The sequence below is a fragment of the Fonticella tunisiensis genome (genome assembly GCF_004364155.1).
Classification (GTDB): Bacteria; Bacillota; Clostridia; order Clostridiales; family Caloramatoraceae; genus Fonticella; species Fonticella tunisiensis.
This window is the reverse complement of record NZ_SOAZ01000020.1, coordinates 1-13585: the sequence shown is the minus strand read 5'-3', so window position 1 is coordinate 13585 and position 13585 is coordinate 1. Positions and strand designations below refer to the sequence as shown.

The following is a 13585-nucleotide window of genomic DNA, read 5'->3' as shown; positions in this document are numbered from 1 at the left end:
TCACTCCCCGCTCAGTTCTTTTTTAAGCATGGTTTTAAGGGCTGTCCAGAGCTCCTTTTTCTCGTTTATTGTTACAGCTATAAAATTGGTGTAATTAATTTCACTAACCATCCTGTTCTTTATCATGGAATACGTTCCCGGCAAAATCTCTGCATAACCAAACATATTACATATCTCACAAAGCTTCTTTGAAGCCTGTATTGCCTTTTCATTGTCCTCGGCCCAATTTTCGCCGTCGCTTACATAGAAGGTATAAACGTTCCAGTGTGCCGGATTATATCTTTTATCGATTATCTCCAGTGCCTTATTTAATCCACTTGAGATATATGTACCACCGGATTCACCCCTGTGGAAAAATTCGTTTTCATTTACTTCCTTTCCGATGGTAGTATGGGAAACAAAGGCCACTTCGATGCTGTTGTACTTCATTCTGATAAATCTTGAAAGAACGAAGAAGAATGAGCGGGCTAAATATTTTTTCGTATTATCCATGGAACCTGATACGTCCATTACACATATTATTGCTGCATTGGATTCTCTTTTATAAGTCTTTTTAGCCCTGTAGTATCTTAAATCATCCTCCTTAAATGGGAATCTTTCTATTTTATCGGGCTTTTTAATTTCCCTGAGTGTCCTTTTCATGCTCTGCTTCCTCTTTATCTTTTCAATAACAGTCCTCTTCTTTGCAAGCCTTGGGTTTATACCATGTTTCTGATACCCTGACTTTTTTTTACTGTTTTCAGTAAGTATTTCAGAAAATCTGCTTTTACTCATGTAGGGAAGGGCAAGATCCTCCATAAGGTAGTTTAACACATCCTCTATCGTTATCTCGGTTTCATATATATCCTCCCCTTCTTCATTTCCTGCCCCCTGGCTGCCCTGTCCCTTTCCGCTTTTATCCTCCCCAACTATATCTCCTCTTCTTTCCGTTCCATCCCCCCTTCCTACACCCGGCGAGTTTTTCCCATAAATGAATTGATATTCCTTAAGACCCCTTATAGGAATTTTTATCTTTTTATCATTTCCTTCCCCTATGATGCTTTCTTCAGATAAAATATCACCGAGGTTTTCCTTAATAGCCCTTTCTACAAGCTTGTGATGCCTTCTCCTATCCTCTATGGATCTATCATGCTCTACAGGATTTGAATTATGCTCTTTAAATATCGCCATAATATCAATCCTTCCATAAGTTGTTGGCAGCATACTTTAATACAACATCGCAGCAATGTTCACAGTATCCGTTGCTCTTCATCTGTTCAACCATGGCGTTATACTTCTCCTCCTGTTCCTTATCCCTTACCCTTGATTTTGTAACTACCCTGGATAAATCCTTTACCGAAGCTATGAGCTTTTTCTCTATAGCCTCCTTAAGGGGCTCATAGGAGGTATAGTCTATCTTTCCTCCATTTCTTATAACATAGAACATATAGGAGGTAACATCTGTCCTAAATCCCTTTGCAGAGCCTTCAGATATTCCTATATGCTCCTCAATTGAACGCATAAACTTTTCGTCGGGTTGAAGCTCTTCCCCTGTATACTTGTCCTTTAGCTTTGTCTTATTCACATAGGCCTCCGCATGATCAAGGTAATTGTTAAACAAACTCTCTGCCTGTTCCCTATAGCCATAGATGAAGGCCTTCGTAATTTCCTTTTCGAGAATTTTATTGTATTCCTTTCTTATTGTATCCTGCACAAATCCAAGATACCTCTTCCTCTCATCTTCTCCAATATCAAGCTCCTTAACAGATTTTATAATGCTTTCCATAATGCTCAATGGATTTATGCATTCAAACTCTGAATTTGAAAGGGCATTATCTATGGCCTTTATGATAAACCTTGTAGAAATTCCTGTCATACCCTCCCTTATACCAGCTTCTTCCCTCAATTCCATAATATCTATCTTTCTGGTGCTGCCCTTTTCTACAATTTCTTCGCCGTTATATATTTTTAACTTGGTCATTGGATCTGCCTTGCCTGACGGCGCAAGCCTTGTAAGGATTGCAAACATAGATGCTACCTCTATGGTATGGGGAGCTATATGGGCTTTGAAATTGCTCTTCTTCAATATTTTTTCATATATCTTTATCTCTTCGTTTAGTTCAAGACAGTAGGGAACCTCGATTTTTACAATTCTATCAAGAATTGCTTCGTTTGTATGATCTGACTTAAACTTGTTCCATTCAGCTTCATTGGAGTGTGCGATGATTACTCCATCAAAATATATCATAGAACCTTTTCCCGGAGATGGAATCGATTTTTCCTGGGTTGCAGTTATTATTGTATGAAGATACTCTACATCGTTTTTAAATACCTCTATAAATTCAACAATTCCTCTATTGCCTACATTGAATGCTCCGTTAAGTGAAAAAATTCGAGGATCATCTTCCGGATACATATCCATTTTAGATATGTCTATAGACCCTGTAAGAATTGAGGTATCCTGATTGTTTGGATCAACCGGAGGCACAACTCCTATTCCCTTTCTTGACCTTATTGAAAAATCAGTTGTAACAACCGGGAAATTTTCATACTGGCCATTATAATCATTTAAAAGCCTATACCTGCAAACGGGACATAAATCCCCCTCAATTTCAACTCCAAGCATTTTCTCAAAGTCCTTCCTAAGATGCTTTGGAATCAAGTGAAGTGGTTCTTCCCTCATGGGACATCCCTTGATGGCATATATAGGTTCAGACTGTTCCAGCGCTTTTTTAAGTGCCTCTACCAGGGAGGATTTACCTGCACCTACAGGCCCAACAAGATAAAGCACCTGCCTTGATTCCTCCCCCTTCATAGATGCAGAATGGAAATAGTTTACGATTTTCATAAGCACCTTATCTATGCCGAAGAAATCATCCTTAAAAAAGTTATACCTTTTTATGACCTCGTTTCCGTATATCTTTCTAACCCTCTGATTTTCCTCAGGCTTTAAAACCTCACCCCCCCTTTGAAGGATTATATCGTGAACCCTTTTATGAGCAAGTTTTACTATATCCGGATTCTTTTTCACAAGCTCAAGATATTCTAAAAATGTGCCTTCAAATTTACCTTTGTTCTGCCTTTCTCTGTCCCTCTGAATTATTTCCCTAAAATCCATAAGGCACCTCCATTTAAAATAATTTTCCTGGATAACCAACCTGCGTGCAGGAATAGATTTAAAGCATTCGTAATGTTATTAATATAATATGCTGTAGATAGTTTATAACATGATTATTTTTAACACCAAAACCAAAACAGTAATATTATATATTAGTCTGATAGGACTCCGTTTCCTTCAGTAACAAGCATGAAAGGAGATAGTATGTGAATAGCGGTAATTTAAACTCAAATAACTTCAGCTTCTTAGACAGAATAAGAATTATGGATGGAACTGAAGAATTGAAGTCCATTTTTAACCGATTGATTAAGGACAATGCAAATGATGCTCTAAGTTTAATCAATCACGAAAACCTTCATTTCCCTTCCCTGTTTTTGCTTTCACCTGAAATTGAAAAGTCAAATCTCTTCAATAATTTAAGCCTGCGAAATCAAATCGCTTTACAGATTACAAATGAAATACTGCTTAAAGAAAACTCCAATACTAAAGTTCTTAAATCAGAATACAGGAAAAGAAATTATCCCGTTCTTAAATGGATGCTCGAAACAGGTTTTATGGATTTTGACATAGGTGACGAATACGATGAAGTCCTGGATATTGTTTCAGCGATTTTAACTACTGAATACAGGGACAAATCAGCTTTACCCATTATTTCAGATATGATCTTTAAGCGCAACAGAAAAGGGCATTATTTTTACGATCTTGTATGGGCTTTTTTCCAATGCCGTGACCCATATAGCTTAAGCCTCATCGCAAATTACCTGCACTCAAGAGATATAAAGGATGTTAAACTGTCCCATAGACTTTTAAGCTTTATTCCAGATATGGCATATGAAATGAGAGCTGATAATGAGAAACAGTACTCTTTCTGCATTAGATGGATTAGAGAAAACGGCCCCTTTTTATATTTTACGGGGGAAAATTTCCATCAAACCAGCAGACCAACCCCCTATAAGTTGAGCTTGGAAGCAAAATATCTCTGCAAATCCATATGTCTGGATAATGGCAAGCCGATAGCACCTGTAACGGAGGAAGAGCAAAGACTTCTTGATAACTTCAACAAGCTGAACGATGACATCAGGATGCTCCTTGCAAACTGCTCCGTTCTGTTAAATCATCAAAATTTATACTGGTGGAACATGTGGATTCACTATCCCCTGTCGGAACAAATAAAAATTGCCAGAACTAGAATTGGAGGATTAGAATGATTAAAATTTCAGGCAGCCCCATTAATTCCAACGACGTTTTAAATCAATATCCCCAAAACAGCATTGAGAGGAAAATTATATCGATATTATCGTCGAGCAGCAGCACATATAACTATAAATCCCTTAAGGAGCTGAAATTTGAATTAAACCTTCGGGTAAATATTATCAATGCATCAAGGGAGCTTAATGGAACGAATTTTGCCTTTGCGGTTTTCCGTAAATCCAGATGCAACCCTGATTATTGGGAACGAACCGATGAAGGAGGTTTTTTATTAAAGAAAGGCGTAAAACCCTCCCATGCCATTAAAGATATCTATATAAATGCTTCAAAATACGCCACCGAGTGCGCCACAGCTATGGTTATCGTTTATTATAAGGCACTTCTTAATATATTCCCTGAGGAACTTTTCAATGACTTGTTTTCTGAGATATATTTAATGGATTGGCAACATATAGATAGGGATCTCGGCAATATAGGCTATATGGAAAAGGAAGAGGACTATTTGCCAGGAGATAGAAGATATTTTAAAAACCCGGCTGTGGATCCAGTTCATCCCGAATGGCAGGGAGAAAATGCAATTGATCTTGGTGATGGAACCTATTACGGCCATGGAATAGGGATAAAAACAGCTGAAAAAATAATAGACATACTAAACAAGCTCAGAAAGAATGATGCACAAATATCAGCCTATTTAATGGATTTAGCAGGCAGGCCGGACTTTAAATATCTTGCTGATAAGTTTTATAGTTTTTCTTCACGGCTTTTGAAAAGAAACTACAAAATCACTTAGGTTAACTTGTTGTGCCAGATAAATTTATAGATCGGCGCTGCGATAAAAAATACATTTCATTCACCAGTACGTTTTGCAAAGAAGTTCTAAGGCCCGGGATAGCTGACAAGCCAAGCGAACTTTTAAAACTCGCTTTGCTTAAACACTACGGACTCTGTTTTGGCTTTTCAGCTATCCACTCACCAAAAACTCCAACTTGCTCCCTCAATTTGAATTTCATATATTACTTTATCTTGCTTCTTCGAAGTAATAATATAGTTCTACTTCCATGGATGGAAGTGGATTTGCTATTATATGCCATAAAAAATGAAGACAAAGGATATTGCTGCAGGAAACATAGAGTGAATCCTGGAATCTTTTATGCTGGCGAAGGAAATATAAAAGATTCTTGATAAGCACCAAAAGTTAACAGGAACAATATTTTTACAGGAATGGTGAATAGAAAAGTAAAGAGTTCTCCTATGCTAAAAATAATGATGTCTGCTTTGGAAATGCTGGAAGAATATAATATAAGTGTTATAATCTTTATAGTGCTTATGTGTCTTTATCATAGAAGAATTAGTGAGGTGATATATTGATCAAACTTCCCCATGATTTTACAAATAAAATGAAGGAACTTCTCGGTGAGGAATATGACGAATTTATTAAAAGCTACGACTCTCCTAGAAGCTATGGATTAAGGATAAACACTTTAAAAATCAATATAGATGATTTCCTTAAAATAACCCCATTTAATTTAGAAGGGATTCCATGGGCTGAGGAAGGTTTTTACTACGCCGAAGATGACAGGCCTGGGAAGCATCCCCATCATGAATGCGGCCTATACTACATACAGGAGCCAAGTGCTATGGCGGCAGGAACTCTTCTTGCCCCTCAGCCGGGAGAGAGGGTTCTTGACCTGTGCGCCGCCCCAGGAGGAAAATCAACCCACATAGCCTCTAAACTTCAAGGCCAGGGCTTCCTTCTTTCAAACGAAATAAACCAATCAAGGGCCAGAGTGCTTTCCCAGAATATCGAGAGAATGGGCATTAAAAACTGTGTTGTAACCAATGAAAGCCCCGGAAGGCTTGCACAAAGGTTTAAGGGATATTTTCACAGAATTTTAGTGGATGCACCCTGTTCAGGTGAAGGTATGTTCCGAAAGGACGAAACAGCTGTTAAGGAATGGAGCCTTGAAAACGTACTTCACTGCGCCATAAGGCAGGATGAAATTTTAGATAGTGCTGCTGAAATGCTAATGCCTGGAGGTATCCTTCTTTATTCCACCTGCACCTTCTCACCTGAGGAAAATGAGAAAACCATAGAAAAGTTTTTAAAAAAGCATAGTGAATTTTCAATTCAAGAGGTACACCCATACACAGGATTTGAATCCGGAAGGCCTGAGTGGAGTGATAGCAGGAATCCAAAACTTCGTAGAAGCATTAGACTTTGGCCCCATAAATTAAGGGGAGAAGGCCATTTTATAGCAGTCCTTAGAAAAACCGATGGAGAAGATAGTCCTAAGCCTAAGGTAAAAAGAAAGCAAGTGGATAAACAATATTTAAAGGATTATTATGATTTTGCCAATAAATATCTAAATATTGTTCCCGAAGGGGAGTTTATTATATTTGGAGATAACCTTTACATAGTTCCAGAGGAAATGCTTTCCCTTGATGGATTAAGGGTTGTAAGGCCCGGGCTGCATCTTGGTACAATAAAGAAAAACAGATTTGAGCCTTCCCATGCCCTTGCACTCAGCCTTAAAGCCTCAGAGGCAAAAAACAATGTTTTCCTTGATTCCTCCTCCAAAGAAACCCTTTTATACCTTAAGGGTGAGTCCATTAAGCTTCAGTGTAGCGATGGGTGGAACCTTGTAAACGTCGATGGGTACTCCCTTGGATGGGGAAAGGCTGTTAGTGGAACTTTGAAGAATCATTATCCAAAGGGCTTAAGGTGGGTTTAGATTAGGTTTATTACAGTGCTTTTTCTACCGTATTATTACATATTAAGTATTTATTACTTTCCATATATCCACACTAATTAACTTGTTGTGCTACTACTCTGAAAAGTCCGTTGAAAAAAATGCAGAAAATATCTACAGACTGGCGCTGCGATAAAAAATATATTTCAGCCGCTGCTACGCTTCGCAAAGAAGTTCTATGGCACCGGATTCGCACAGCCTAAGTAGGCTTATGAACTTGCTCTCGCTCAAACACCACGAACCCTTCTAAGGCTCTGCTTCATCCTATGTGCCAAGAACTTCTAATTGCTTGCTAAAATGCGGCCTGCATATATTTTTATCTCCGCTTTAGTTTTTGAACTGAAACAACAGATTAATCTAGAAACTGTTTTCATAATATTGTGGCGAATTTTGTTTCATGTATAGCTAGTTCAGAGGCTAAGAGTCGATCTGTAAATTTATCTAGCACATCGAGTTAATTAATATATTCTTAAAAAATAATAGTAACCCCTTGCAAAAGGAGTTACTATCTTTTTAAATGTGTATTTTAGCCGCACTTGGAGAATCCACAGTTGGGGCAGATTACGCAACCGTCCTGATGGGTTATTATGTTTCCACACTCAGGACATGTAATCTGCTTCTTCTGTGATTGTGGAACGGGGATAAGGTCTTCTATGTCCTCTACAGTTTCTACAGCAGTTTCTTCATCATTTCTAATCTTCCTGACTTCAACCTTTTTGTCCTCTTGGGGAGCTTCCTTAACCTCCGTTCCAACGCTTAATACCTGTCCATCCCTGCTTCCGTCCCTGTATATTGTTACTCCTTTGCAGCCAAGGCTGTAGGCAAGGTCATATACTTCCTTAACCTCTTCAACGGTGGCCTCGTTTCTAAAGTTTACAGTCTTTGATACTGCATTATCAACGTGCTTTTGGAAGGCCGCCTGCATCTTTATGTGCCAGATAGGATCGACGTCGTGGGCAGTTACAAATATCCTCTTTATATCCGATGGTATTTCGCTTATATAGGAAGGAGTTCCATACTTTGCAACCTTCATCATAAGCTCCTCCGAGTAAAGCCCTCTATCCTTCAAAACCTTTTCAAAATATGGATGAACTTCAACGAGCCTATCGTTATCCATTACGTTTCTAACAAAGGCAACTGCAAACAAGGGTTCTATTCCTGAAGAAACGCCAGCGATTATACTTATAGTTCCTGTTGGAGCTATGGTTGTGGTTGTAGAATTTCTAATTGGCTCACCGCCACCATATATGCTTCTTTCAAATTCGGGGAAGGCTCCTCTAACCTTTGCAAGTTTCCTTGAGGCCTCCTTTGACTTTCTGTTTATAAAGCCCATTATCTTATCCGCAAGCTCAACGGCTTCTTCTGAGTTGTATGGTATTCCAAGCATTATAAGCATATCAGCAAAGCCCATTATTCCAAGCCCTATCTTCCTTGTAGCCTTTGTCATCCTGTCTATCTCGGGAAGGGGGTAATGGTTTGCGTCTATAACGTTATCAAGGAAGTGCACTGCATCGTACACGGTTTTTTCAAGAAGCTCAAAATCTATCTCATATCTGCTTCCGTTTTTCTTAAGCATTTTAACAAGATTAATCGACCCGAGATTGCAGCTTTCATATGGAAGAAGGGGCTGCTCACCACACGGGTTAGTACTTTCAATCTCACCAAGGTGTGGGGTTGGGTTATCTCTGTTTATTCTATCTAAAAAAACTATTCCCGGTTCCCCATTTGTCCATGCCATCTTTACTATAAGATTATACACTTCCCTGGCATTTAGGCTTCCTTTAACTTCATTGGTGTGTGGATCTACTAAATCATAATTTTCATTCCTATGTACCGCCTCCATAAACTTTTCAGTTATTGCAACGCTTATATTGAAGTTAGTTATTTCTCTGTTATCTTCTTTGCACTTTATAAACTCAAGTATATCCGGATGGTCAACCCTAAGTATTGCCATATTGGCACCGCGTCTTGTTCCACCCTGTTTTACAGCCTCTGTTGCAGCATTGAAAACCTTCATAAAGCTAACAGGACCGGATGCAACTCCACCTGTTGTCCTTACAGTTGAACCCTTTGGCCTCAGCCTTGAAAAGCTAAAACCTGTTCCTCCGCCTGATTTATGGATAAGTGCAGCATTTTTAATGGAATCAAAAATCCCCTCCATCGAATCTTCAACAGGCAGAACGAAGCATGCCGAAAGCTGTCCAAGGGGCCTTCCAGCGTTCATAAGTGTAGGCGAGTTTGGTATAAACCTCAGGGATGCCATCATATCGTAAAACTTCTTCTCGGTTGCCTTCACATCGGCATTTTTATCATAAATGCTATCTACCTTAGCAATGGTATTTGCAACTCTTTTAAGCATATCTTCAGGAGTTTCAATAAGTTTGCCCTTCTCATCCTTCGCCAGATATCTCTTTTCAAGAACCCTTATTGCATTTTGACTAAACTCCATATCTATCTCTCCTATCTATATTTAGTGCTATAATTTATCTACTAATACAATATATTGTATCATCTTTAAAATTATACTGCAAAACTAAATAACAGCAAAATTGGATATAGGATAAATTTTATTTTAGAATTCTTCATCCTTCTCCGCCTTATCAATAATAACAGTTTTTTTGCTTAATCGAAAATAGTTGTTGAACATATATTCATAAAATATAGGCAGAAAATCAATTCTTTTTGCCTTTTATTTTTACAAAAAGCAAGATATCGGCTATGAACATTATAAGTATAAAGACTGCACTTCCCATAATGCCAAATTCTCCACCGTTTAATAGAATTTTATCCGTAGGGTTTAACATTATAACTCCATAGGTCTGGGCAGATAGGGGGGAGAATATATACATATTTGCAAAGTACCATGCTCCATGGAAAACTATACTGTACATTAGATTGCCTGTTAAAATAAAAATCAGAGATAAAAGAACTGTAAAGAGGAAGTATCCTAAAATAGGCAGTATATTAAATCCCAGTGTTAATATATTCAATATATTTATAAGCACATAAACGAGAGAAGCCAGTATAACTCCCAGATAGATGTTTTTAAGATCTAACAGCTTATATACATATCCTCTTATTACTATTCCTTCAGTTATTGCTATTCCCATTGAATGCAGTATTCCCATTATGAGAGCAGGAATTATATCCTCCAGGAAGAGCTTATTCCATATGAATCTATCAAAGGTAAAGCCTCCTGCGGCCAATATTATAAGGATACCAGCCAAGCCTGAAATAAGCCCTCCAATAGCCATGTAAAGTATGTTTTTATTGACTTTCAAGTAAAGTCCTATTTCTCTGAAGCTCTTCTTCCATAAAAAAACCTTTACAATAAGCACAGCTGCAAGGGTTTCTAAGATTATTTTTATCAAATCCGTCAAATAATCGTTGTTAATTATATCTGCACTTAATTGAACAATTGGTTGTGCTAAAAATTCAGCCAGTGTAAATAATGTAAGAAAGGCCAGAAGCTTTAAAGGCTTTAAAACATATTTCTTCATTCAAAATCCTCCTGAATATGAAAATTAGGTTAAAGGCATGTCCTAAAAATTTCTGTAAAAAGCCACTTGATAATACTTCATACCATACTATAACATATATTTTATCAAAATATAAATAACTTGTTGTGTTGGTTTTTTATGTATAAATAAGCGGAGATAAAAAATATATGAAATTCACGTTTAGTAAGCAGTGGAAAATTCTTAGAGGTTAGTAGTTAGGAAGGCCAGGTGACCTTTGTGGTGTTTTAACGAAGGGAGTTACACAAAGGTACTTGCCTTGTCAGCCAGCCTCTAGAACTCCCCTCTACAGGCCCGTTGATGAATGAAACGTTTTTTATCGTACCGTTTTTATACTCTTTATCCAACCAGTAACCTTTGGTCCGGCCTTAACATATTCATCTCCTTTTATGCCCGAGCTTCTATATATGATATATACTTCTCCGTTCCGATTAATCTCAGCCTCTACATAACATGAAATGCCCTTAAGATGAGGGGATATTAGCCTTATTTTGTAGTTTGCAGTGTCAGGATAAGGTGTTGTTATATGAATTGACCTTCCACTGCTGTTCATAAGCTCTTCTATAATCCCCCTATCTCTGGTGGATGCAAGTATTCCATTTGATGATTTTGCCCTTAATGTCTGTATTTCCTCTATCGGCATAGTCCTGAAGTTAACAGGTGATATATCCTCCCTTCTGAAAACCCTGTTTAAAAAATTGCCCCCCTTAACTAAAACCCATTTGTGATCCTCCTGGCCCACTATTTCATAGACTTTAACGCCTCCCGTTAATGTAGCCATAAGCTTTCCTGCTTTTATAACCTCAAGATTGCAGTCATTTCCGCCTGTTACATATGTTATACCGTTTACAATTATCATATCCTCGGAGGCTGCATGGGCCGATAAACGATCTTCATATCCCAAAAAGTCGAAAAACGATATTAAGACTACAAGACAAAGGAAAGTATAAAAAAATCTTTTTATCTTCATACCTTCACCTTCCTTAGTTTTTCAAATTTTCATATGTTAGTTTTCTACTTATTTCAATTCTTAATACCTGTTTTATGGCTTTGTCAGTGATTATATATATGATGTGAAGCGATTATAATAATAGTATAATTTAATTAAATGTGCTGATTTTAGCTTTAGAAAATGCTGCGCTAAAAATATGTTTGGAGAGATAATGAACTAGCCAACAGGTGAACTTATCAAACAACAATACGAGGTGATGACATTGAATAAACTTCCCCGTGAATTTTATATGAGAGCCAGCCTCGAGGTGGCACCGGATCTTCTTGGCAAATATCTGATTCACGTCGTTGATGGAAAGGAGCTTGTAGGAAAAATCGTTGAAGTTGAAGCATATATGGGACCCCATGATAAGGCAGCCCATTCATATAACAACAGGAGAACAGAAAGAAATGAAGTTATGTATGGCCCTGGAGGATACGCATATGTGTATATAATTTATGGAATGTACTACTGCATGAATGTAATAACCGCTAAAAAGGATGTTCCACATGGGGTTTTAATAAGGGCTGTTGAACCTGTAAAGGGCATTGAAGAAATGGCTAGAAACAGGTTTAAAAAGGATTATAATGATCTTACAAAATTCCAGATTAAAAATCTCACAAACGGCCCCGGGAAACTGTGCAGTGCAATGGGAATCACAAGGGACAACAACGGCGACGACCTGTTAGGAGATAGGCTCTATATAATGGAACCCGAGTTTAATGAGAACTTTACAATAGCCCGTTCACCAAGAATAAATATAGACTATGCTGAGGAAGCCCGGGACTATCTATGGAGGTTTTATATAAAGGGAAACATGTATGTGTCAAAGCCCCATGAATAGAAGGAAGGCCTTCTATCCAGGGGCTTTTTCATTGAAGCCTATTGCACCCATAGCGTTAAATTTAACTCTATGAATTATAATCAACTGCCACTGAAGATTCTCTAACTGTTGACAGGAAGTTCAAAACCTCAACATGTGCAGGATGCACCTGATAAGCCTGCATATCCTCAAGGGAATCAAATCTGGTAATTAATGAAATATCATAGGATCTTTCAGAATGAAGTATGTCAATTCCTACCTCTATGTACTTAAGCTGTGGTATTTTTCCCTCAAGGTTCATTAAAAGCTCCTTAACTTTGTTTAAAGTTTCGGGGCTTCTATCCTTCAGTTTAAAGAGCACAACGTGAGTTAACATGCGACCACCTCTTCATATTATTTTCCATATATTTATTATACTATATGTTTCAAGGAAACAAACAAACGTACAAAAAATAAAAAAGGCCCCATAGAGAGGACCTAAACTCCAGACCGACTGTTGAACGGCTGGCTTGCAACAACATCGCATCTAATCTATGCTTCTAAAGTTTGTAAAAATTTCATTCCTAAGCCAACTCGTCATGCTGGTTTTCGCTTTCAAAGAACGCTGCGATAAAAAATATATTTCATTCACCAGTGCGCCTAGCAAAGAAGTTCTAAGGCTCGGTATTTGAAAAATCAAGAACTTTCATTAAACTCGCCTTGCTTAAGTCACGAAAGTTCTAGGATTTCTCTGCATCCCTTCGCCTAGAACTTCTAGATGCTCGCTTTATGTGAATTTCATATATTTTTTATCTCCGCTTTCTTAGCAGAAAAAGCAGGATATTGTCAAACTAATTACGACATTTATATGCAAAAAATAAAATGGCTCCATGGAGAGGACCTAAGCCTCCAACCCGACCGTTGAACGGCCGGCTTGCGACACTATTGTTTCAAAAAATAAAATTGGCTCCATGGAGAGCACCTAAGCCTCCAACCCGACCGTTGAACGGCCGGCTTGCGACAACATTGCATTCAAAAAATAAAATGGCTCCATGGAGAGGACCTAACATCCAATCCGACCGTTGAACTGCCGGTTTGCGACAACATTGTATTCAAAAAAATAAAAATGGCTCCATGGAGAGGACTCGAACCTCCAACCCTCCGGTTAACAGCCGGATGCTCCACCATTGAGCTACCATGGAACGATAAAGATTTATT

At 38.0% G+C, this 13585-nt stretch carries 11 protein-coding genes and 1 tRNA gene; 5 read left to right on the top strand and 7 right to left on the bottom strand.

Annotated elements, in window-relative coordinates; all coding sequences use genetic code 11:
- Entirely contained in the window at window positions 1-1170 is a 1170-nt protein-coding gene (gene yhbH, locus EDD71_RS10875; protein WP_133628802.1) for a sporulation protein YhbH, read from the bottom strand.
- A 4-nt stretch (window positions 1171-1174) separates the two neighbouring features.
- The gene (locus EDD71_RS10870; protein ID WP_133628766.1) at window positions 1175-3097 is read right to left on the bottom strand and encodes a PrkA family serine protein kinase; all 1923 of its coding nucleotides are present in this window, start codon (window positions 3095-3097) and stop codon (window positions 1175-1177) included.
- 206 nt (window positions 3098-3303) lie between these two features.
- Between EDD71_RS10870 and EDD71_RS10865 the strand changes: the two genes are divergently transcribed.
- The 4 genes from EDD71_RS10865 (at window position 3304) to EDD71_RS10850 (ending at window position 7038) form a co-directional block, all read left to right on the top strand.
- Window positions 3304-4305 carry a hypothetical protein gene (locus EDD71_RS10865; RefSeq protein WP_133628765.1) on the top strand — a complete coding sequence of 334 codons (1002 nt, stop codon included), beginning with the start codon at window positions 3304-3306 and terminating at the stop codon, window positions 4303-4305.
- Complete coding sequence (locus EDD71_RS10860; RefSeq protein ID WP_133628764.1) at window positions 4302-5096, top strand: protein-glutamine gamma-glutamyltransferase; 795 nt, start codon at window positions 4302-4304, stop codon at window positions 5094-5096. The genes EDD71_RS10865 and EDD71_RS10860 overlap by 4 nt, the downstream gene beginning before the upstream one ends.
- Window positions 5097-5107: 11 nt before the next feature.
- Window positions 5108-5488 carry a hypothetical protein gene (locus EDD71_RS10855; RefSeq protein ID WP_133628763.1) on the top strand — a complete coding sequence of 127 codons (381 nt, stop codon included), beginning with the start codon at window positions 5108-5110 and terminating at the stop codon, window positions 5486-5488.
- A 182-nt stretch (window positions 5489-5670) separates the two neighbouring features.
- The gene (locus EDD71_RS10850; RefSeq protein WP_341472339.1) at window positions 5671-7038 is read left to right on the top strand and encodes an RsmF rRNA methyltransferase first C-terminal domain-containing protein; all 1368 of its coding nucleotides are present in this window, start codon (window positions 5671-5673) and stop codon (window positions 7036-7038) included.
- Between the two features lie 544 nt (window positions 7039-7582).
- Here EDD71_RS10850 and EDD71_RS10845 read toward each other — a convergent pair.
- The 3 genes from EDD71_RS10845 to EDD71_RS10835 all read right to left on the bottom strand — a co-directional run bounded on the left by EDD71_RS10845 (window position 7583) and on the right by EDD71_RS10835 (window position 11544).
- Window positions 7583-9505 carry a vitamin B12-dependent ribonucleotide reductase gene (locus EDD71_RS10845; RefSeq protein WP_133628762.1) on the bottom strand — a complete coding sequence of 641 codons (1923 nt, stop codon included), beginning with the start codon at window positions 9503-9505 and terminating at the stop codon, window positions 7583-7585.
- A gap of 223 nt (window positions 9506-9728) precedes the next feature.
- Window positions 9729-10556: a CPBP family intramembrane glutamic endopeptidase gene (locus EDD71_RS10840; RefSeq protein WP_133628761.1), complete on the bottom strand. Its 828-nt coding sequence runs from the start codon at window positions 10554-10556 to the stop codon at window positions 9729-9731.
- Between the two features lie 334 nt (window positions 10557-10890).
- On the bottom strand, window positions 10891-11544 hold the full coding sequence (locus EDD71_RS10835; RefSeq protein ID WP_133628760.1) for a hypothetical protein: 654 nt from the start codon (window positions 11542-11544) through the stop codon (window positions 10891-10893).
- Between the two features lie 238 nt (window positions 11545-11782).
- Between EDD71_RS10835 and EDD71_RS10830 the strand changes: the two genes are divergently transcribed.
- Window positions 11783-12409, top strand: a complete 627-nt coding sequence (locus EDD71_RS10830) for a DNA-3-methyladenine glycosylase (RefSeq protein WP_133628759.1) — start codon at window positions 11783-11785, stop codon at window positions 12407-12409.
- A 67-nt stretch (window positions 12410-12476) separates the two neighbouring features.
- On the opposite strand, the gene EDD71_RS10825 is transcribed toward EDD71_RS10830, so the two are convergent.
- Complete coding sequence (locus EDD71_RS10825) at window positions 12477-12764, bottom strand: Dabb family protein (RefSeq protein WP_133628758.1); 288 nt, start codon at window positions 12762-12764, stop codon at window positions 12477-12479.
- 730 nt (window positions 12765-13494) lie between these two features.
- Window positions 13495-13569, bottom strand: a tRNA-Asn gene (locus tag EDD71_RS10820).
- Window positions 13570-13585 lie beyond the last annotated feature (16 nt).